Below are 21346 nucleotides of genomic sequence, written 5' to 3'. Positions count from 1 at the left end.
GGGACCTTGCTCAGCGCCGCGGCGACGGGTAGCCGCTGGCCAGGCGTCGCTGCCGGCGCCGCTCATCCACCGCCCGGTCATGCCGCTGTGCGCTCAGCTGCAACTGCTCCATCGCGTCCCCAGGCAGCCACAGCTGCTGCTGGGCACGGGTGATTGCCACATAGGCGGCGCGCACCGGGCTGTGCAGCGCGCGTGCATCATGGCCGCTGTCGAAGCAGCACGGCGCCATGGACACGGTGGCGAACTGCAGGTTCTTGGCATGCTGGGCCAGGCACAGCACGATGCTGGCTTCATCCGCATCGACCAGCTGCCCGAGCAGGCGCTGCAACGCCGCAGCATCGAAGCCACCAGCAAACAGCGCCGGAATGTCCGCCTGTCCACGCTTGGCGCAGACCTGCACGAAGCTTTCCCAGCGTTGCCCGGGGCCACCACCGGCGGCGCTGCGCCATGCATCGATCGGGCCGTCCACCTCCTTCAGCAAGGCCTGCCGCGACCCCGGGTGCAGATGCACGCGCGCGCCGCGTGCAACCAGCGCGTTGGCTTCCAACAGCATCCGCCACAGGCTGCCGTACAGGCGGGCGCCAGTGCTGGGTACCACCGACCAGTCGTCATAGCGGCGCAGGCCGGTGGCGCGGTCGCTGGCCCCCATGAACGGTGCCGGCTCGCCGAGGTCGTCCAGCGCCAGCGACTGGTTGACCAGCGCATCGACCTGGCGTCCCTGGCGCACGGACTGGTGCATCTCCAGCGTTTTCGCCGATGACCAGCGCTGTACACGTCCGCTCAACCGCTGATGCGGATCGCCGAGGCTGACCACGCCGGGCGCGTGGCTGGCCAGCAGCTGTTTCCATGCCGGGCTGAGATCGTGCGCCTCATCGACCAGCACCATGCCCAGCGACACAGGCAGCGGCACGCCACGCAGCGCCAGCCATTTGCCGATATGCCCGGCATCCAGCCGCAGGCAGCCGCCCTTCTGAACGACCGCATCGAACATGCAGCGCCACACGAACTCCGTCGCCGCGATGAACGGCGTGGCTTCCAGCTGCGCTGCGGCCAGCGAACGCTGGAAATGCCAGGCCTGCAGGTTCGGCGCTGACGACGCGCACCAGCGGTTGATGGCGTCCAGGGCGATCATCAGTACCTGGTCCGGCCGGCGCGCGCCGATGGCTGGCAGGCCGAGGCGGGCAGCCGCTTCGCGCAGGGTCAGCGTGCTCTGCCGGTAGGTGGGTACGAAGCCGCCGGTCAGGCCGTTGGCGGCAGCGTGGCGGGCGATCGTGTTGGCGAACTCGATCTGGGTCAGCAGGCGGGTGCCGGCGTCGGCCGGCAGCCGCGCGCGGAATGCCTCCACCTGGCCACGCGTAGGCGCCACATAGGTGTAGCGGCCCGGGCGGGCGTGCAGCAGCGCCAGCACCAGATGGCCCTTGCCGGTGCCGGCGTAGGCCTGCAGGTCGATCAGCTCATCGGGATTGGCCGCGATCGCACGCAGCACGCGTGCCTGTTCGGAAGTGAACAGGCCGTTGTGCTGGGTCGCATGCATTGTCTGTTCATCATCGCCGGCGTCTTCGTCATCGCCTTCGGCCAGCGATGTCGCCGGGAAATGGATGGTGTGCTCTTCCAGGGTGATCCTGCAGGCCGCCTGGAAGTCCGCGCCGGGATACGCGTGCGGCGACGCTGCCAGCACTGTCTCCATCACTTCGTCCGGTGCCAGCAGCACGTCCTGCGCGGCCAACACGCCCAGCCACGCTTCCAGCGCGCGCGCATCCTGTCCAGCGCTGGCCGCCAGCTGCGCCTGCGCAGCATGGCCATCATCCGCAGCGAACAACGCACAGGCATCGTGCAGCAACCGCTGCAGCTGCGCGGCCGGTTGCTTCTGCCGGCGGCACAGCATGGCCACCAGCAGGCCGGCCTGCTCCAGCGGGGTGTCCGGCGGCGTGCCTTCGGTCAGGTGCCGCAGCAGGCTCTGCTCACGCAGCGGAAGGAACACCAGGGAAGACGTCGGGGATGGGGTATCAGACATGCCGGAGCCAGAAGGAATCACTGCGCGGCCTGCATGTGGACGGCCGCCGCGGGGCACGATGCTCGGCCAGCGCGCGCGCGCCGTCAAACATCCCGGCGCCGCGCTCATTCAAGCTGCGACAACGGCAATGCCTGGAACCCCTTCACCGTGCGCAGCACGAAGCTGGAATTGGCATCGGCCACACCGCCGGCGTTGAGCAGCCTGTCCAGCAGGAAGCGCGAGAAGTGCTCCAGATCGCGCACATAGACGTGCAGCAGGTAGTCCATGTCGCCGGTCAGGGCGTGGCAGGCCACCACCTCGTCCCAGCCTTTCACGCTGTCGACGAAATGCGCGATCGCGGCCTGATCATGCTTTTCCAGCTGCACGCGCACGAAGGCCTGCAGTCCCAGCCCCAGCTGGCGCGGCTCCAGCCGTGCGCCATAGCCGGTGATCACGCCCTCGCTTTCCAGCCGCTGCATGCGCCGCAGGCAGGCCGAGGGCGACAGGTTCACCCGGGCCGCCAGTTCGGCGTTGGTGACGCGCCCATCCCGCTGGATTTCGTCCAGCAGGCGTATATCCGTGCGATCGAAGTGGACTTCTCCAGCCATTGCTGCCCCGCAACATGGTGAGTACGCAATGATATTGCGCCAAGGGCACTGAATCGCGCAACTTTTGCAACCCTGTTGCGCGCCCCCTGCCCTAGCATCGTGGGTATCCCGTCAAGGAGTCTTCCATGGATCTCGCCCAGCCCCGCCGCGTCGAACATCAGCAGACCGACAAGGGCTACGTGCCGGTGTACACCACCGCGCTCGTCGAGCAGCCGTGGGACACCTATACCGCCGACGACCACGCCACCTGGAGCACGCTGTACCAGCGCCAGCGCGAACTGCTGGTCGGCCGCGCCTGCCAGGAATTCCTGGATGCGCAGGACGAGATGGGCATGAGCGCGCACATGATCCCGCGCTTCGACCAGCTCAACGAAGTGCTCGGTGCGGCCACCGGCTGGACCCTGGTGGGCGTGGAAGGCCTGCTGCCGGAACTGGATTTCTTCGATCACCTGGCCAACCGCCGTTTCCCGGTCACCTGGTGGATCCGCCGTCCCGACCAGATCGACTACATCGCCGAACCGGATCTGTTCCACGATCTGTTCGGCCACGTGCCGCTGCTGATGAACCCGGTGTTCGCCAACTACATGGAGGCGTACGGCCGTGGTGGCGTCAAAGCACACGCGATCGGCCCCGAGGCGCTGCAGAACCTGACCCGCCTGTACTGGTACACGGTGGAGTTCGGCCTGATCGACACGCCCGAAGGCATGCGCATCTACGGTGCCGGCATCGTCTCGTCGAAGGGCGAATCGCTGTACTCGCTGGAATCGGCGGCACCGAACCGCATCGGTTTCGACCTGCAGCGGATCATGCGCACGCGCTACCGCATCGACACCTTCCAGAAGACCTACTTCGTCATCGACAGCTTCGAACAGCTGATGCAGGCGACGTCACCGGACTTCACCCCGATCTACGCCGCACTGGCCGACCAGGCGCACCTGCCGGCGGGCGATGTGCAGGCTGAGGACCGCGTGTTCCAGGCTGGTACGGGCGAAGGCTGGGCTGTTGGTGGGGATGTGTGAGTAGGCAGCAGAGGTCCGGCTAAACTTCAAAAGCATCTGCAGCTTTTGAAGTTTAAGGGGCCTGGTTCAGGCCTCCGGTATCCTGCAGGCCATGACCGATGTGTTTACCGACCTGCGGGTTACCGACGTTGCCTTCAACGACGACTTCGTCCTGTTGACCCTGGCCGATGGCCGCCACACCCGGCAGCCATTGCGCTGGGCGCCAGCCCTGTTCGAAGCCAATACCGAACAACGTGCGCAGTGGGTCACCACCGCCGATGGCCTGGGCGTGAACTGGCCGGCGCTGCTGCCGGCGCAGGAGCGCGGCGTGGTCGATGTTCCGAACCAGGTGTGGGATGACCGCTATGAGGCCGCCCTCGCCCGCCTGCAAACGCATGCCTGGAAGTTGGATGCGCTGTCTGACAAAGACCAGCAGCTGGTCGCGCTGTGGCGGATGGAAGCGGACATCAACAACGGTGGCTTCATGCAGTTCCTGTGCAACTGGGGCGACCCCACCTGCCAGCTTGCGCTGCGCGCATTGCAGGCGATGGGCGCAACACAGACGCACGCGATCCTGGCGGGCATGCGCGGGCTGCTGGATCGTCTGGAAGACGACCCGGCGATCAAGGAACTGACCGACCTGTACGGCGCGATGAGCGAAGACGAGCAGCAGGCGCTGGAGGCGTTCGAGGACGACTACTACGCCCGCCCGGAAGATCTTGCCCGGCTGGGCCTGAAGCATTTCGGCCCGGAGCCGTTGTAGAGCCAAGCCGAGCATGGGCTCGGCTCTACAGATCAGCGCAGACCCGTGTAGAGCCGAGCCCACGCTCGGCTGCTTTTCAGCTACCGCGGATAGACCAGCAGCACCACCAGATCCTCTTCGCCCACCTGTTGCAGTGCATGCGTGCTGCCCGTGCGGGTCAGCAGCGCATGGCCGGCTCGCACATCATGCTGCTTTCCATCCAGCACATAGCTGCCCTGCCCGCTCACGATGTAATAGATCTCATCTTTGTGCTGCGGATGCAGACCGATGCCCGCGCCCTTGTGCAGCACGCGCTTGCGCAGCACGAACGGCAGGCCACGCGCATCGGCGAAGAACGGATACGCCGTGGTCGGCCCGGCGCCGCCGTGCGGGCCCGGTTGCGCGCGCGCCAGCGTGTCTTCGTGCACCACCTGCGAGGGCAGTGCAGGATCGGCGCCCTGCCCTGTTCCCGTCACATCGCAGTCGATGTCACGCACCAGTGCCGGCTGCAGCGTCGGCAACACCTGCACCGCTTCGCGCAGCACCAGGCACGCCACCGCAGTGGCGCCGGCCGTGCTGAAGTGCGTGCCATCGGCCTTGTATTGCTCCGGCACGAACAGGAAGTACGGGCGCGCGCCCTGCTCGCCCAGCGCGCGAATCCAGCGCATGCTGCGGTCGTTGAGGTCGATCAGCGCGACGTGTTCGCGTGCAGCCAGCCGCTGCATCGCCAGCGTGTAGCGCGCGTGCGTATCCAGCAGTGAACCGAAGTCGTACAGCAACCGCGCCACCGGCGTGACCAGCACCGGCGTGGCGCCCTTGTCACGCGCCACCTGCACGTAACGCATCAGCAGTTGTGGATAGTCGCTGTCCGGGTCGGTGTAGCGCGTGGGATCTTCGAACTTCGCGTCGTTGTGGCCGAACTGGATCAGCAACACATCGCCACGACGTAGTTCGGCGGCAATCGCATCCAGGCGCCCTTCGTCGATGAAGCTGCGCGTGCTGCGTCCGCCCTTTGCGTGGTTGTGCACTTCGAAACGCGCCGGGTCCAGATAGCTCTGCAGCATCTGGCCCCAGCCGGCCTGCGGCGCGCGTTCGGGCCCGTATTCGGCAGCGGTGGAATCACCGGCAATGAACACCCGCACCGGCGCCGCATGCGCGGCGGTGCTCGACAGCAACAGCAGCCACAACAGCTTCCACATGGCCGGGCCCTGGTAGTGCCGAGCCATGCTCGGCTGCTTTTCGATCAGAGTGCACGAGGTCGCGCGCTGCGCGACAGCCGAGCATGGGCTCGGCTCTACAGATCCGTGCGCGTTACCGCGCCAGCCAGCCGCCATCAACCGGCAGCACCGCACCGTTGATGTAATCCGACGCCGACGAAGCCAGGAACACGGCCGCTCCCGCCAGATCTTCCGGGTTGCCCCAGCGGCCAGCCGGAATGCGCTCGAGGATCGCCTTGTTGCGGTCTGCATCGGCGCGCAGCGCGGCAGTGTTGTCGGTAGCCATGTAGCCCGGCGCGATCGCGTTGATGTTCACGCCCTTGCCGGCCCACTCGTTGGCCAGCAAGCGGGTGATGCCGGCGATGCCACTCTTGCTGGCGGTGTACGACGGCACGCGGACGCCGCCCTGGAACGACAGCATCGAGGCGATGTTGATGATCTTGCCGCTACCCTGGGCGATGAAGTGGCGGCCGGCAGCCTGCGAGATGAAGAAGGCGGACTTGATATTGACGTTCATCACGTCGTCCCAGTCCTGCTCGCTGAAGTCCACTGCATCGGCACGGCGGATCAGGCCGGCGTTGTTGACCAGGATGTCCAGCCTGCCGAGGCCCTCGATGGTTTCGCGCACCACGCGCTCAACCGGCTCGATGCTGATCAGGTTGGCTTCGATAGCCAGGCAGCTGCGGCCCAGCGCGGTGATCTTCTCGATGGTTTCGGTGGGCGGAGCGATGCCGGCCACGGCGACATCGGCGCCGGCGGCAGCCAATGCCACCGCGATGCCCTGGCCCAGGCCGGTATTGCCACCGGTTACCAGAGCGACTTTTCCTTCCAGGCTGAAGGGATTGGTCATTGCGTATGCGTTCCTTGGTAGAGGCGTGCGTGATGCAGGCAAGCGACCACCGCACAGCGTGCGCGGTGGCCTGTCAGTGCTTACTTGAGCTGGCAGATGTCCAGCACGTGCATGTCGGTGTAATCCAGGTTCTCGCCACCCATCGCCCAGATGAAGGCGTAGTTGCTGGTGCCGGCACCCATGTGGATCGACCACGGCGGCGACACCACCGCTTCGTTGTTCTGGATGACGATGTGGCGCTGTGCGTCCGGCTCGCCCATGAAGTGGTAGACGCGGTCGCTGTCGCCCAGGTCGAAGTAGAAGTAGACCTCGCTGCGGCGGTCGTGCAGGTGCGGCGGCATGGTGTTCCACACGCTGCCCGGCTTGAGCACGGTCAGACCCAGCAGCAGCTGCGAGGACTGGCAGGTGGCCGGCACGATGTACTGGTAGATGGTGCGCTCGTTGCTGGTTTCCAGCGCGCCGCGATCGAGTGCAACCGCGTCCTTGATCGACAGCTGCTTGGTTTCAAAGCGCGCATGGGCCGGGGTCGAGGCCAGGTAGAACTGCGCCGGGTTGGCGGCATCCTGCGAAGCGAAGACAACGTCCTTGCTGCCCATCGCCACGTACAGGCCATCCTTCGGCCCCAGCGTGTACACGGTGCCATCGACGGTGACCGTACCGGTGCCGCTGCCGACGTTGATGATGCCCAGCTCTCGGCGCTCCAGGAACGGATGGCCGGCGGCGGAGGCCGGTTCGGTCTGCGCGGGCAGGGCCAGCGGGCCGTTGACCGGCGCGGCGCCGCCCAGCACGAAGCGCTCGTAGTGGGTGTACTTCAGGGTCACCGCATCGGCGTTGAACAGGCCATCGAGCAGGTACAGCTCGCGCAGCTGATCGTTGCTGGCGCCCTTGATGGCATCGGGATGGGTGGCGTAATGGGTCTTGCAGTACATGGCTTCTCCAGAGCAGGGGGCGGGCCGATGGTTCGGCCCCGGCACGGTTCACGGTCGATTCTAGCCAGACGGGAAACCGGTGTCATTTTGCGCCGCACGATACCGGTCAGGCGGCTTCGGCGGGGTGGGACCTCTTGAAAGGTGTCGCAAGCAAGCTGGCGACCTACAGGACTGATTCCTTCGGAATCAGTCCTCCGGCGGTTGGCAGGAATCGCGCACGATCAGGTGCGGACGCACGCTGGCGATCTGCAGCGCAGGCTGGCCATCTGGCTGGATCAGCATCGCCGCGGCAGTGCGGCCGGTGTCGCGGGTATGCCGGCGCACCGAGGTCAGCGACGGCCACAGGCGCGAGGCCAGCGGGCTGTCGTCGTAGCCGACGATGGACAGCTGGCGCGGAATGTTGATGCCGGCGCGCAGCGCGACCTTGTAGACACCGGCGGCCATTTCATCGTTGCCGGTGAAGATCGCGGTCGGCCGGCGCTTGCCCAGCAGCAGTTTCTCGGCGGCGGCCACACCCGATTCGAAGGTGTAGCCGGCCTCGATGATGCGATCCTTCGGCAGCTCGATGCCACGCTGCGACAGCGCCTCGATGAAGCCGGCGGTGCGCTCGTGCGCCGAGCGGTAGGCACTCGGGCCGGTCACCAGGGCGATATCGCGGTGGCCAAGCGAAAGCAGGTAGTCGGCCGCTTCGGCAGCACCATCGCGGTCGTGGGTGACCACCATCTGCGAGGTTTCATCCAGCGGCAGCGCCGCCACGCGGGTGAAGCGGCAGCCGATCTCGTCCAGCATGTCCGCCAGCGCCTGGTCTTCGGACGCACGCGGCACCAGGATCACCCCATGCAGCTTCTGCTGCTGGGCGAAGCGGCGCACGCCGTCGATGTAACCCGGGCTGCGGCTGTCGCAGGGGTGCACCACCAGTTCGAAGCTGGAGCCACGCAGCGCATCCAGCGCGCCGTACTGCATGTCCACGATGTACTGCGCGGTGGGGTTGTCGTAGACCATGCCGATCAGGAACGAGCGGCGGAAGGCCAGGCCACGGGCCAGCGGGTCGGGGGTGTAACCGACCTCGCGCATCAACGCTTCCACCTTGTCGCGCGTGTCCTTGCGCACCAGCGGCGAGTTGTTGATGATCCTTGAAACCGTTTTCTTGGATACACCCGACAGTCGCGCGATGTCATTGATCGTGGCTGCCTTGCCCTTTGCCAATGCCGGCGTAGCGGCATCGTTCTTGTTGCGCACTGACATGTAGTGAACCCGATAAGCCTGGGGATTCCAGCGCGCGCTCAGTCCAGCGCGCGATAGCGGAAGCTGCGGAAGGTTACCGCACCGTTGCCGGCCGCATACAGCGCCGGTTTCAGTGCCAGGAACTTGCCGGCCACATTGTGATGGTAACCGGACACTTCCATCTGAACCGGATACTTCTGCCAGCTCTGGCCATCGGCGCTGGAGTGGATAGTGACGATGTGGCGGTTGTTGGTCACCCGCAGCCAGAGCCGGCCGCCCTTGGCACTGGCCGCCAGCCGGATGGGGCGCTCCTCGCCGTAGCGGTGCATGACGAACTGCTCGCCATTGCTGCCCACGCCCACGTACAGGCGGTCGCTGTAGAACAGCAGGGCACCGCCCACCGCGCCGGGGGCGATCTCCATCTGCACCTCCAACTGGTAGGCCGGGTCGCCGGCGATGGTGGTCAGCGGCGAGGCATCGCGCGGCGTGCTGCCCTTGCCCTGCAGCACCAGCCCGTCGCCACTGAAGCGCAGGCGCCGGTATTCATCCACGGCCGGGTTGAAGAACGCCCACTGCGAGCCGAGCGCACGGCCGTTGAAATCATCGGACAGGGCCATGCCATGCGGCGTCAGCGCGCTGCCCGATGGCTTGCGCAGCGGCTGCCCGAGGTCACCGCCCTTGGCCACGAACCAGCCATCGGCGGTCCACTCGATCGGCTCCAGCAGCGCCTGCCGACCCAGCGTCCAGAAGCCGTTCTCATAGCCGTGGTACATCATCCACCAGCGGCCGTCGGTGCCTTCGATCACCGTGGCGTGACCCCGCGACCACCACGGTTCGGCGGCCGACTGCGTGCGCATGATCGGGTTGTTCGGCGCATTCACCCACGGGCCGTGGATCGAGCGCGAGCGCGCGGTGATCACCATGTGCCCGGTCGGCGGGCCGGCGGTGCCGCCCACCGCGGTGGTCATGTAATACCAGCCATCGCGGAAGTGGATCTTCGGCCCTTCCTGGGCGTAGGCCTCCACGTCCCAGCTTTCCGGGTAGCGCCAGCCGTCGTACACGTGCTTCGGCGTGCCCGCCACGCTCAGGCCGTCATCGGCCAGCTGCACGTAGTCGCCACCGCTGAGGAACAGGTAGCGCTTGCCGTCTTCACCCACCGCGTGGCCGGGGTCGATGTAGCCGCCCAGGCCGATGTCGATCGGCGCGCTCCAGGGGCCGGTGATGTCATCGGCCCAGACCACGAAGTTGCTGCGGCGCTCACCGGTGCGCGCCGGGAAGTAGATGAAGTAGCGGCCCTGGTGCTTGACGATGTCCGGCGCCCAGATCGCGCCCACGTTCTGCGTTATCGCGTGGCCGAGCGGCTGCCAGTTCACCAGGTCGCGCGAGTGCCAGATCGGCAGGCCGGGGTAGGCGTCGAACGAAGAGAGCGTGAGGTAGTAATCCTCGCCGTCCTTCAGTACCGACGGATCGGGCCTGTCACCGGCCAGCACCGGGTTGAGGAAGGTGCCGTTGCCGAGGTCAGCCTGGCGTTGGTGCTCGATGCCGCGCTTCCACTGCGCGGGCGCGGGATCGGCAGCCAATGCGGGCAACGCGGCCAGCAGCAGGCCGAGCAGGGCGCCTGCAGCAGCGCTGTGCAGCGTCTGTGTCATGGGAGCGCCTCCGCTCATCAGGCGCGCAGTGCGGCGGGCAGCCACAGCGACAGCGACGGGAAGAAGGTGACGACCAGCAGCACGCCCAGCGCGGCAAACCAGAACGGCCAGATCGTGCGCATGCTCTGGCCGACGCTGATCTTGCCGATGGCGGTGCCGATGAACAGCACCGAGCCCACCGGCGGGGTGACCAGGCCGAGGCCACCGGTCAGCACCAGTACCAGGCCGAAGTGGATCGGGTCGATGCCATAGGCCTTGGCCACCGGCAGGAAGATCGGCGTGCAGATCAGGATCATCGGCGCCAGGTCCATGAAGGTACCCAGCAGCAACAGCATCACCACGATCATCAGCAGCACCATGAACTGGCTGTGCGCGAACGACTGCAGGAAGTCCACCGCCGCCGCCGGCACCTGCAGGTAGGCCAGCAGCCAGCCGAACACCGCCGCAGTGGCGATCACGAACAGGATCACGCCGGTGCTGCGCGCGGCATGGATGACGGTGTCGAAGAACTCGCGCCAGCGCAGCTGCCGGTACAGCACGGTGGTGACCAGCAGGGCGTAGACGACGGCGATGGCCGCGCTCTCCACCGCGGTGAAGATACCGGCGCGGATACCCACAAAGATCAGCGCCACCAAGCCCAGGCCGGGCAGGGCGGAGACGATGCGCAGCAGCACCGCGCGCCAGCCCGGGAACACTTCCACGCCATAGCCACGGCGACGCGCGACCACATAGCCGGTGATCATCAATGCCAGGGTCATCAGCAGCGCCGGCACGATGCCTGCGGCGAACAGGTCAGCGATCGACAGGCCACCACCGGCAGCGGCCGAGAACAGGATCAGGTTGTGCGATGGCGGCACCAGCAGCGCCACCAGCGCGGCGGTGATGCTGACGTTCACCGCGAAGTCGCGGTCGTAGCCGCGCTTGACCATCTGCGGAATCATCGTGCCACCCACGGCCGAAACATCGGCGATGGCCGAGCCGGACACACCACCGAAGAACAGCGAGGACAGGATCGACACCTGGCCGAGTCCACCACGCATGCGCCCCACCAGCGACGAAGCCAGCGCGATGAGGCGTTCGGAGATGCCGCCGCGCATCATGATCTCGCCGGCGAAGATGAACAGTGGAATGGCGATCAGCGAGGCCGAACCGGTACCGGCGGAGATCTGCTGGACCAGCACGATGCTGGGTATGTCCAGGTAGAGCAGGGTGGCCAGCGCAGCAGCAGCCAACGCGTAGGCCACCGGCACGCCCAGCAGCAGCAGCGCGGCGAAAACAGAGAACAGGATGGTGATGCCCATGGATCAACGATCTCCTTCAGCGTCGACGGCGTCGGCATCGGCTGCCGTGACCTGCAGCGCCTTCCACGCACGGTTCAGTGCGAACAACAGCATCAGCGCACCGCCCACGGCCAGCGGCAGGTAGTTGATGCTCTGCGGCAGGTTGGCGCCGGCGGTCTTGATGTCCATGCCATCGAGCAGCAGGTCGGCCGACCAGAACGCGATGAAGCCACCCAGCACGGCCACCACCAGCTGGGTGAACACATCCACCGCCCGGCGCAGGCCGGCGCCCATGTAGGCGTGCAGCAGGAAGAAGCCGAAGTGGCGATTGGTGTGCACGCCGCAGGCCGCGCCCAGGCTCATGGCTGTGGCCAGCAGCAGCAGGGTCACCGGCTCGGTCCAGCTGGGCGAATCGTTGATCACATAGCGGGCGAACACCTGCCAGCCCTGCACCACTACCAGGCCCAGCAGCGCGGCCACGGCGAAGTAGATGGCGATGTCGGCGATGCGGTCCAGCAGGCGCTGGCCGGGGCCGGCGGCGGCAATCGTCGTCTCGGTCATGGCAGTGTCCTCAGGCGGCAGCGCGGATGCGGGCGACCAGCGCGGCCAGCTCGGGTTGCTGCAGGTACTGCTGCAGCAGCGGCTGGGCGGCGGCGCGGAACGCGGGAAGGTCCACCTCGTTGGCTTTCACGCCAGAGGCCAGCACCGCGCGGCGCGCGGCATCTTCGGAGGCATCCCATTGCGCGCGCATCACCTTCACCGAGGCGCGTGCGGTCTCCAGCAGCAGCTGGCGATCAGCCGGCTGCAGGCGCTCGAAGCTGGCGCGCGACATCAACAGCACGTCCGGCGCATACGAGTGATCGCTCTGCGACCAGTAGTGCGCGGCTTCGAAGTGGCGGCTGGAATGGAAGCTGCGCATGTTGTTCTCGGCGCCGTCGATCATGTGCGTCTCCATGCCGGAGAACGTGTCGCCCAGCGACATCGGCGTCGGGTTGGCGCCGAGCAGGCGCATCAGCTGGATGAAGATGTCCGAGGACGCCACGCGCAGTTTCAGCCCGTGCAGATCACTGGGCTGCACGATGGGATGCTTGGTGTTGTAGAAGCAGCGCGCGCCGGAATCATAGATCGCCAGGCCGACCAGGTCGCGACTCTCGAAACCACGCAGCACCGCCTCGGCGATGCCGCCATCGAGTGCGGCGCGCTGGTGCGCCACCGACTCGAACACGTACGGCAGGCACAGTGCCTGGGTCAGCGGAAATGCGTTGTTCAACGCACCGGCATACACGCGGGTGATGTCGATGGCACCGAAACGGGCCATGTCGATCGCTTCCGATTCGCGACCCAGCTGGCCGGAATGGTATTGCCGCAGGCACAGGCGACCGTTGCTTTCGCGCTGCAGCGTTTCGCCGATCCACTTCACCGCGGTCACGGTGGGGTAGTCGGCCACATGCACGTCGGTGGCGGTCAGCAGCTGGCCACCGTCGATGGCATCTGCGGGCCCACGGCCACAGGCCGCGAGCATCGGGGTGGCCAGCGCAGCAGCGCCACCGGCCAGGAAGTGTCGTCGTGTGATCATCTGCGCCCTCCCGCGCGTGTTCACCGGATCGTGCGGCGGTTACCCGGCCGGCACGGCCCTGCAGGCAATCTCGCCGATGCCGGCAAACCGCACCAGCGCCGTCTGTCCCACGGTGATGTCATGGATGCCGGTGGCGTTGCCGGTGGCGATCAGGTCGCCGCGCCGCAACGGCCGGCCGCGCAGTGCCGAACGGGACAGCGCGAACGCGTACGCCGCGCGCAGGCCACCGGGCAGGCGGGTCGCTCCGCCGGTGCCGACCACCTCGCCCTCGATCAGGGTTTCGGCGCGCAGGTCGGTCTCGTCGCGGGCGGTCCAGTCGGCGATCTCCGGCCCCAGCACCAGGCCATTGTTGTTGCCGAAGTCGGACACCACCACGCGTGGGCCGAGTTGGTTGATCGTCGCCAGCGGGCTGCTGGCCACTTCCACGCCGATGTACAGGCGCGCCGGCAGCGCTTCGGCCTGCTCGGGTGACCAGTGCAGCTGCGCGGCCGGAGCGTCCTCCAACAGCTCCAGCACGTACTCCGCCTCGACCGCGCCGAAGCCGCCGACGAACACCGGGATGTTCACTGTTCCACCGGTAGCATTTTTCAGCTGACGCGAGAAAACCGGGCCCAGCAGACGGTCGTCGCCGGATGCATCGCGGCGCTCGGCGGCGATGTAGCCGACCTTCCAGCCGACCACGTGGTCATCCCAGCTGGCGATGGCCAGATCCTGCACCTGGTAGGCAGCCACCAGGTCAGGCGGGACAAGGCCCGGGAAGCCGGGCAGGGCCTGGCCGGCGCGGCGCGCGGTGGTGAAGGCGTGGGCGATCGCGGCCGTATCGTCCGGCGGCGGCGTCTGCCCATGTATGCCGTGTTCGTTGCTCAAGAACGGTCTCCCTCTGGCGTTGTTGCACTGCCCATCGACAGCGTCTGCAGGAGGTGTATATGGTAAACCGGTGTCATCGTGCAAGCCGCAGCGCATCACGAGCGCTTGCCGGTGACCTCGGCCACTCTGTTGCCTCCCCGTTGGAGCCCTGTCCACCATGCGTTTTTCACGTGTCCTGTTGTTGCTGACCGGCCTGCTGTTGGCCATCACTGCGTCCGCCGTCGATGCGCCGCTGCGCGCGGGCGAGCGGCTGGGCAAAGAGCTGGCTGGTGAACAGATACCCCTGTGGCCGGCCGGACAGGTGCCCGGCGAGACCGGTACTGCGCGGCCGGCGCGCGTGGTCGAGCGCAGCGATGATCCGGCCCATCCCGATCGCTTCATCGACCAGGTCGATGCGCCCTACCTGCTGGTGCACACACCGGCCCACGGCAACGGCCGCGCGCTGCTGGTGATTCCCGGTGGCGGCTACCAGCGCGTGGTGATCGACAAGGAGGACAGCGCGCTGGTGCCGGAGTGGGTGGACCGTGCCGGCTACACCCTGTTCGTGCTGCGCTACCGCCTGCCGCAGGCCGGCCGCGACCGCCAGGCGGCGCTGGCGGACGCACAGCGTGCTCTGCGCGTGGTGCGCGACCAGGCCGTGAGGCGCAAGCTAGGTGCCGACAGCGTGTCGGTGATGGGTTTCTCCGCCGGTGGCCACGTCGCCGCACGGCTGGCCACCAGCTTCGATGCGCCCGCCTACCCGCCGCGCGATGCCATCGACCGCCTCAGCGCGCGTCCCGCCCGCGCGGTGCTGATGTATCCGGTGATCGACATGGGTCCGCATGCACACAGCGGCTCACGCGGACGTCTGCTGGGCGGGCAGGCCGATGCGGCGCTGGCGGCGCAGTATTCGATGCAGCAGCACGTACGCGCGGACATGCCGCCGACGCTGCTGATCCACGCCAACGACGACCGCGTGGTCAGCGTGCACAACAGCGAAGTGATGGCGCAGGCGCTGGCCAAGGCAGGCGTCGAGCACGAACTGCACCTGTTCGCCCACGGCGGCCATGGCTTCGGCATGCGCATGCCACCTGATTCAACGCTGGCCGTATGGCCGCTGCTGGCACAACGCTGGCTGCAGGCAACGGAGGCGGCACATTGAACCAAGCGGATGCCAACCTGCAGCGCCGCCGTTTCCTGCTCGACAGTGCACGCTGGGCGCTGGCCACGGCCACTCTCGCGGCGCTTCCTGTATCCGCGATGCCTGGACCACGTGCTGACATACAGATCGTTGCGCGCGTCCGTGGCGGCCGCGTGCGCGGCCAGCGCGAGCAGGGGGTTCACGTGTTCCGCGGCCTGCGATATGGCTCCGAAACTGCGGCCTACCGTTTCCAGCCGCCGCGCCGCGAGACAGGCTGGCGGGGTATCGCCGACGCCCTGGAATACGCCGCATCTGCACCACAGACGGGGGCGGATGGTCCGGGCAGCGAAGATTGCCTGTTCCTCAACGTATGGACACCAGCGCTCGGCGACGGCGGCAAGCGGCCGATCCTGGTCTACCTGCATGGTGGCGGCTTCAACAACGGTTCCGGCAGCGACCCGCTGTACGACGGCAGCGCGTTGTGCCGACGCGGCGACGTGGTGGTGGTCACCGTCAATCATCGCCTGAACACCTTCGGTTACCTGTACCTGGGCGCGTTGGGCGACCCGCGCTATGCGGCCTCCGGCAACGTCGGCCAGCTCGACCTGGTGCAGGCGCTGCAATGGGTGCGTGAGCACGCAGCGGTGTTCGGTGGCGATGCCGGCAACATCACCGTGTTCGGGCAGTCCGGTGGCGGCGCCAAGATCGCCACGCTGATGGCGATGCCCGCGGCAAAGGGCCTGTTCCAGCGCGCGTGGACGATGAGCGGGCAGCAGGTCACCGCGGCCGGTCCACGTGCGGCGGCGCAACGCGCTTCGATTGCGATGGACGCCGTGGGCGCGCGCGACCTGCAGGCACTGCTGCGCCTGCCGACGGCCGACCTGCTGGCCGCCACCCGCGCACGCGATCCTTCGCGGGTGGAAAGCAGCGCGCTGTATTTCGGCCCGGTGCTGGATGAGGTGGTGCTGCCGGTGCATCCGTTCTGGCCACAGGCACCTATGCAGTCGGCGTCGATTCCGATGGTGATCGGCAACACCCGCGACGAGACGCGCGCGTTCCTTGGCAACGACCCGGCCAACTTCACGCTGACCTGGGAGAGCCTGCCGGCGCAACTGGAGAAGCAGCAGTTCGTCGATCTTTTACCTTCGGTGGTGATCGCAGAATATCGACGCCTGTATCCGCACTACACGCCATCAGAGGTGTTCTTCGCCGCCACCACGGCCGGTCGTTCATGGCGTGGTGCAGTGGAAGAACTGGAGGCGCGCGCCCGGCAGACAACCGGTGCCGCACCGACCTGGGCCTACCAGCTCGATTGGCCGTCACCGGTGGAAGAGGGACGTCTGCGCGCGTTCCACACGCTGGATATTCCGCTGGTGTTCGCCAACGCCGGCCTGCCCGGTGCCCGCACCGGCGGCGGTGAAGAAGCCATTGCACTGGCGGCGACGATGAGCGATGCCCTGATTGCGTTTGCGCGTTCCGGTGATCCGAATCACACGGGAATGTCGGAATGGGCCCCGTATTCATTGCCGCATCGGCAGACGATGGTGTTCGATCGTCACAGCCGCATGGTTGACGATCCACGCGCAGGAGAGCGCGCGCTCTATGCAAAAGTGCCGTTCGTGCAGCGCGGCACGCAGTGATGACACCGCGATGCAAACATTCTGTTAACCCGCCTCGGCTAGAGTCGGTTCATGGAAGCGATGTTCACGCCACCGCCGTTCGCCGGCCGCGAGCGCTTGATTGCAGGGATCGACGGCGCCGTCTGCCTGGTTGATCCGAAGGCGATCACCGATGCACTGCAGCGGGTGCTGCGCGAGGCCATCATCGATCCGCTGATCGAACTGCCTCCCTGCGTACGTCGCCCGGTGGATGGCCATTACGCACGCCGTGAACTGCACCGCAGCCCTACGCTGGGCTACAGCGTCATTGCGATGTGCTGGGGCCCGGGGCAGGGCACGCCACTGCACGACCACGATGCGATGTGGTGCGTGGAGGGGGTCTGGCAGGGCGAGTTGATTGTGACCCCGTATGCGCTGCTGGAACAACGTGGCGAGCGTCACCGCTTCGCCGCGCAGGACACGCTGTACGGGCACCGCGGCAGCGCCGGCAGCCTGATCCCGCCGCACGAGTACCACACGCTGCGCAATGCCAGCGATCAGGACATAGCCGTGTCGGTACACGTGTACCAGGGTGTGATGGAGCGCAGCGCGGTGTTCGATCCGCTGGATGACGGCTGGTACCAGCGCCGGGTGAAGGTGATGGAGACCGAAGCGTCCTGATCGCATTCCGTCGGGCATGGCCCGGCGCTACCAGGGCTTGTGCGCAACCGATTCATCGGTAGCGCCGGGCCATGCCCGGCGGAACGCGGAATTCATCGCGGCACGTCGGTCACATTGTTGAGCCGCGTGACTTCCTCTCCGCCGTCGGCCAGTGCAACACGCACGCGCAGGCCACTTCGATCACCGGCAGGCAACGGCAACGACACCGCCGTCGTCTTCGGCAACAGGTCAGTCGGTGCAGCCATCGCCGGCACTTCGGTGCGTGCGATCTCGCGGCCGCGCGCATCTTCCAGCACCGCCACGCCCATGCCACTGGCCACGTGCCCAAGGCCATGCACCGTCACGTGTACCTGGCCCCCGTCCATCCGCACATCACCACGGCCCACGCCCAGATCCGGGCGCGTTTCCACCGGCGTCCCCGCAGACACGCGCTCGAACTCGAATACTTCGGTGCGACCGGGTTGGAACTGCATCGGTACCGAAGCACTCGTTTCCAGCTGCACCACGCGCTCGCGCGGCGTACCGTCGATGCGACCATAGCCGTTGGCATCCACGCCACTGCGCACGCGCCAGGTACCGCTGCCCACGTTCCAACCGGTCATGTCAGCGGCGATCACGCGCGAACCGAGGTTATGGCTGGTGACCGTGAAGCGCTCGCGCGAGGGCGCATGCACCAGCAGCGCCACCTGTTCGGCGGCACCCTCACGATCGAAGCGCCAGCTGACGGTGTGCCCGGGCCAGCTCTGGTTGCGCTTCAGGGCGATGCCGCCCAGCCGCGCACGCTGCAGGAACTCGCTCGGCGCTTCCACCCGGTCGGACCACCAATGGCCTTCGGTGTTCATGTACGCACGTTGGACCTTGGCCTGCAGACCATCCGCATGCAGTGCATCGATGTACTTCCGTTCCCCGCTGGCCTGCCATGCCATCAGGCTGGCGAAGCCGGTCTTCCCGGCATCGGCCTCGGCGGTCAGCAGCGGGTACCAGTCCTGCTGCCGGCCGAGCGCCTCCACGTAGTTCTCGCCGAGGTTGGCCAGCGCGCCGGGCCCGCCGCGCTGCACGCGGTAGTCCAGCGCCTGCAGGTACTTCGCATCGCCGGTCCAGCGCCATGCCGCCCAGAACGTGTGCATGGTGTCGCCGCTGCCGGAGCCGTTGTTGAGCTCGCCGCCACGGGTTTTACCCGTCGCCCAGTTGATCTCGTTGGGCAGGGTGAAGCGGCCCTTGTCGTCGCTGCCGGCATGGGCCAGATAGCCGTCCGCCAGGCCGATCACCAGCCGGCGCCCGGTCGGGTCGGCGTTGTACTGGCCCAGCAGGAAGGCCGGATGCAGCACCGGGAACGAGTATGGCTTCTGCCATTGCCAGTTCGGTTCGCGATAGACCATGTTGCCACCGAACCAGTTGCTGGAAAACAGCAGATGGCCCTGCGGGTTGCGCAGGATGATGCGCTCGTCGAACGCCTTCACCGTTTCCATCAGTCGTTCCAGGGTCAGCGGATCGCCCCAGTTGAGGTAGAGCATCGCGCTGTTGGTGTTGATGCCTTCCTCGTAGGCATGCAGCTCGTCGGTCTCGATGGTGCTCAAGCCATTGCTGAACATGCCATTGCGGTACACCGCATCCGACAGCGCGGTCAGCGACGCATTCAAGCGGTCCGGCTGCACGCCCATCAGGGCCAGTCCCGGCCATTGCTGGGTCAGGTCGGAATCGTCGGAGATGCCGCCACCGAAATCGCCGTAGGCCGCCTGGCGCTGATCGATCCACCAGTCGACGAACCGCCGCACCTGGGCCAGGTCCTGCACCTGGTGGAACGCCCACGCCGGTACGCCCTTGGGCACGTCCGGCGCGATGTAGGGTGGTCGGCCCTGGCTGTTGTAGCTGATGTAGTTCCAGTACAACCGGCCCAGTTCGTGGTCCGGGTCGACCCGCAGCAGGTCGCTCAGGTCCGCGTATACGCGCGCGTACAGGCGCTGGCGCTTGGAGGTGGTGTGTTCCTCCACCAGGAAGCCCCAGTTGTCGCGCACCTGGTTGAAGCGGTCGGCCACATGCTCCTTGATCGCCTCGGCGCGTGGCTTGAACACCAGCTGCACCTGCGCACCGTCGAGTGCCTTGGCGTCGAAGCCGGACGCGGCCGAGGCGATGCTCATCCACAGGCTGTCGGCGGTGAGGATGCGGTCGCGCAGGTCCAGCCACAACGTGCGTTTCTTGCCCGGTTGCACCGAGACGGAAACATCGATCATGTCGCGCGCCGGCCAGATCGGATCCTTGATGCGGATGTTCAGCGGGATCAGGCCGTCGTGCGTGGTCGGCAGGTCCAGCGCGGGGATGTCGATGGCCACGCCGTCCAGGCCGTCATGCATGTTCTCCCAGCTGTAGGCCCAGCTGCGGATCAACGGCTGGTTGGCCGGCGCATCGCCCACGCCGGAGGGAATCAGCACGTGCACGATCGGTTCCGGCTGGGCCGGCAGCGTGTCGGCGCTGCGACGTCGCGAGCCTGCGCCCTTCGGCAGCGCCATCACCGTGCTGCGTTCGGCGAGCGGGTAGCGGCCGTCGATGTAGCGGCGCAAGGTGTCCAGGTTGGTGTAGTCGGGTAGCGCCTGGCTGTCGATGACATAGGTCTGCTTGACTGTGCCATCAGGCTCGGCGCCTTCGCTCACGTCATACGCCCAGATTTCCTGGATCGGCGTTTCCTGTTCAACGTTGCTGAAACGCAGCACGCCCCCGGTCTGCGCCGGTATGTCGTCGACGCTGCGCACCACGCCCTGGGGACGCGTTGCCAGCACCTGCGTGGCGTGCGCCGCATCGCGGCCATGGGCCAGCGTGCCGAACGCCGCACCGCGGATCTCCACGCGGTTAACGGTCTCGCCGGCCGGCACGGTCAGGTCCAGGTGCTGTCCGCTTTCCACATAGGTGTTCCAGTCCGGCAACTGGAAGTAGTCGTTGCGGCCTGGCAGCCGCGAGCGGTTGTAGACCCCCGGCCAGGTGGTTTCGGCGATGCCGTCGGTGGCCTTCCACATCCATGCCTTCATATCGCGGGTATCGGCAAATTCGATCTTGCGGATACGCGTGCTGGCTGCGGTCAATGCCGGTGGCGGTGCGCCGTCCCAGCCGAAGCGATGGCGCCAGGCGCGGTCATCGCTGGCGCTGGCAACGGCGCTGGTGACGGCCTTGCCACGCGCGAGCGCACTGACCGCCGCAGCATCAAGCATGCGGTCATACACGCGGATGTGCTGGAAATCGCTGCCGCGCAGGAAGTTGTAGCGGCTCTGCACCTGGTAGGGCGCCATCACCCGTCCGGCCAGGCCAAGCTGGTCCAGCGCTGCATCGTAGTCACCGCTGGCCTGCACACGCGCCACCTCGCGGCCATCGACGAACAGGCGCACGCCCTGGTCTTCATCCCAGGCGAAGGCCAGGTGCAACCATTGGTCCGCGCGTGGCGGCGTGTCCATGCGGAACGACACGCGCGTGCGGGCGAGGTTGGCATCGGTGACGAACGCATCGAAGCCGTGCCCGTTCCAGTCGATGCGCAGCCAGGCCATGTCCCAGCTGCTGTGGTCGGCATAGCCGACGCGGAAGATCACGAACGGTGCTTCGCCCACCGCGTAGCGCGCGCGCCAGTCGAAGGCGAGGGTGCCGCGCTGGGCGAGGATGTTGCCGGGCGCATCCCAGGCCAGCACGCCGTCGTCCTGCCACTGGATCGCCTTGCCGCGCGCTCCGTCGTCGACGATGTCGACCTTGTCGCGGAAGTTCGGCACCGCTTCCCCGTGCGCCACCACGGCCTCAAGATCCTTGCCGGCATCGACGTGGAACAGCAGCGTGGGCGCATCGGTGGCGGCCATCGCGGGGCCGGCAGCCAGGGCCGCTGCGAGCAGCAGGCAGCGGGACAGGGTCGAGCGGTGCGGCATCAGGCGTTTCCTTTCAACGGGCGACGGCCGGCGAGGGCCGCCGGACCGTAGCAAGGCCACGCCGCGACGGCACCTTGCGGCGCAGCAGCGATCATGGCGAACGACGGCGTGCCGGGTG

Annotated in this window: 17 protein-coding genes; 5 read left to right on the top strand and 12 right to left on the bottom strand. The window is 67.1% G+C overall.

The genetic code is table 11. The features are described 5' to 3' along the window. Positions 1 to 10: 10 nt before the first annotated feature. Both QOL57_RS19780 and QOL57_RS19775 read right to left on the bottom strand, forming a co-directional pair. Entirely contained in the window at positions 11 to 2014 is a 2004-nt protein-coding gene (locus QOL57_RS19780) for a hypothetical protein (RefSeq protein WP_089241841.1), read from the bottom strand. A gap of 104 nt (positions 2015 to 2118) precedes the next feature. Beyond that, entirely contained in the window at positions 2119 to 2601 is a 483-nt protein-coding gene (locus tag QOL57_RS19775) for an Lrp/AsnC family transcriptional regulator (protein ID WP_089241843.1), read from the bottom strand. A 125-nt stretch (positions 2602 to 2726) separates the two neighbouring features. On the opposite strand from QOL57_RS19775, the gene phhA reads away from it, so the two are divergent. After that, the gene (gene phhA, locus QOL57_RS19770) at positions 2727 to 3620 is read left to right on the top strand and encodes a phenylalanine 4-monooxygenase (RefSeq protein ID WP_089241845.1); all 894 of its coding nucleotides are present in this window, start codon (positions 2727 to 2729) and stop codon (positions 3618 to 3620) included. A 91-nt stretch (positions 3621 to 3711) separates the two neighbouring features. Then, positions 3712 to 4362 carry a DUF4375 domain-containing protein gene (locus tag QOL57_RS19765; RefSeq protein ID WP_089241847.1) on the top strand — a complete coding sequence of 217 codons (651 nt, stop codon included), beginning with the start codon at positions 3712 to 3714 and terminating at the stop codon, positions 4360 to 4362. 80 nt (positions 4363 to 4442) lie between these two features. On the opposite strand, the gene QOL57_RS19760 is transcribed toward QOL57_RS19765, so the two are convergent. The 9 genes from QOL57_RS19760 to QOL57_RS19720 all read right to left on the bottom strand — a co-directional run bounded on the left by QOL57_RS19760 (position 4443) and on the right by QOL57_RS19720 (position 13915). Beyond that, positions 4443 to 5540 carry a GDSL-type esterase/lipase family protein gene (locus QOL57_RS19760; protein ID WP_089242042.1) on the bottom strand — a complete coding sequence of 366 codons (1098 nt, stop codon included), beginning with the start codon at positions 5538 to 5540 and terminating at the stop codon, positions 4443 to 4445. A gap of 112 nt (positions 5541 to 5652) precedes the next feature. Then, positions 5653 to 6408 (bottom strand): 2-dehydro-3-deoxy-D-gluconate 5-dehydrogenase KduD, encoded by a 756-nt coding sequence (kduD, locus tag QOL57_RS19755; protein ID WP_089241849.1) that lies wholly within the window; start codon positions 6406 to 6408, stop codon positions 5653 to 5655. A gap of 80 nt (positions 6409 to 6488) precedes the next feature. Further along, entirely contained in the window at positions 6489 to 7337 is an 849-nt protein-coding gene (kduI, locus tag QOL57_RS19750) for a 5-dehydro-4-deoxy-D-glucuronate isomerase (protein WP_089241851.1), read from the bottom strand. A 186-nt stretch (positions 7338 to 7523) separates the two neighbouring features. After that, complete coding sequence (locus QOL57_RS19745) at positions 7524 to 8582, bottom strand: LacI family DNA-binding transcriptional regulator (RefSeq protein ID WP_089241853.1); 1059 nt, start codon at positions 8580 to 8582, stop codon at positions 7524 to 7526. Between the two features lie 38 nt (positions 8583 to 8620). After that, the gene (locus QOL57_RS19740) at positions 8621 to 10210 is read right to left on the bottom strand and encodes a family 43 glycosylhydrolase (RefSeq protein ID WP_089241855.1); all 1590 of its coding nucleotides are present in this window, start codon (positions 10208 to 10210) and stop codon (positions 8621 to 8623) included. A 17-nt stretch (positions 10211 to 10227) separates the two neighbouring features. Then, complete coding sequence (locus tag QOL57_RS19735; protein ID WP_089241857.1) at positions 10228 to 11511, bottom strand: TRAP transporter large permease; 1284 nt, start codon at positions 11509 to 11511, stop codon at positions 10228 to 10230. A gap of 3 nt (positions 11512 to 11514) precedes the next feature. Then, positions 11515 to 12051, bottom strand: a complete 537-nt coding sequence (locus QOL57_RS19730) for a TRAP transporter small permease (RefSeq protein WP_089241859.1) — start codon at positions 12049 to 12051, stop codon at positions 11515 to 11517. A gap of 10 nt (positions 12052 to 12061) precedes the next feature. Next, positions 12062 to 13066, bottom strand: coding sequence for a TRAP transporter substrate-binding protein (locus QOL57_RS19725; RefSeq protein ID WP_089241861.1), 1005 nt, complete (start codon positions 13064 to 13066; stop codon positions 12062 to 12064). 39 nt (positions 13067 to 13105) lie between these two features. Then, the gene (locus QOL57_RS19720; RefSeq protein WP_176429901.1) at positions 13106 to 13915 is read right to left on the bottom strand and encodes a 2-keto-4-pentenoate hydratase; all 810 of its coding nucleotides are present in this window, start codon (positions 13913 to 13915) and stop codon (positions 13106 to 13108) included. A 175-nt stretch (positions 13916 to 14090) separates the two neighbouring features. Here QOL57_RS19720 and QOL57_RS19715 point away from each other — a divergent pair, with 175 nt between their 5' ends. Genes QOL57_RS19715 through QOL57_RS19705 form a run of 3 tightly spaced genes read left to right on the top strand, consistent with a single transcriptional unit; the run spans position 14091 to position 17332 of the window. Next, positions 14091 to 15074 carry an alpha/beta hydrolase gene (locus tag QOL57_RS19715; protein ID WP_089241865.1) on the top strand — a complete coding sequence of 328 codons (984 nt, stop codon included), beginning with the start codon at positions 14091 to 14093 and terminating at the stop codon, positions 15072 to 15074. After that, a complete protein-coding gene (locus QOL57_RS19710; RefSeq protein ID WP_244900858.1) occupies positions 15071 to 16693 on the top strand; it encodes a carboxylesterase family protein in 1623 nt (540 codons plus the stop codon). The genes QOL57_RS19715 and QOL57_RS19710 overlap by 4 nt, the downstream gene beginning before the upstream one ends. Before the next feature lie 51 nt (positions 16694 to 16744). Then, positions 16745 to 17332 (top strand): cysteine dioxygenase family protein, encoded by a 588-nt coding sequence (locus tag QOL57_RS19705; RefSeq protein ID WP_089241869.1) that lies wholly within the window; start codon positions 16745 to 16747, stop codon positions 17330 to 17332. A gap of 92 nt (positions 17333 to 17424) precedes the next feature. Here QOL57_RS19705 and QOL57_RS19700 read toward each other — a convergent pair whose 3' ends face one another. After that, positions 17425 to 21228 carry a LamG-like jellyroll fold domain-containing protein gene (locus QOL57_RS19700; protein WP_089241871.1) on the bottom strand — a complete coding sequence of 1268 codons (3804 nt, stop codon included), beginning with the start codon at positions 21226 to 21228 and terminating at the stop codon, positions 17425 to 17427. Positions 21229 to 21346: the final 118 nt, after the last annotated feature.

Origin of the sequence: Stenotrophomonas sp. yr243, assembly GCF_900184195.1 — a bacterium.
Classification (GTDB): domain Bacteria; phylum Pseudomonadota; class Gammaproteobacteria; order Xanthomonadales; family Xanthomonadaceae; genus Stenotrophomonas; species Stenotrophomonas lactitubi.
This window is presented reverse-complemented; position numbering and strand designations above follow the sequence as displayed.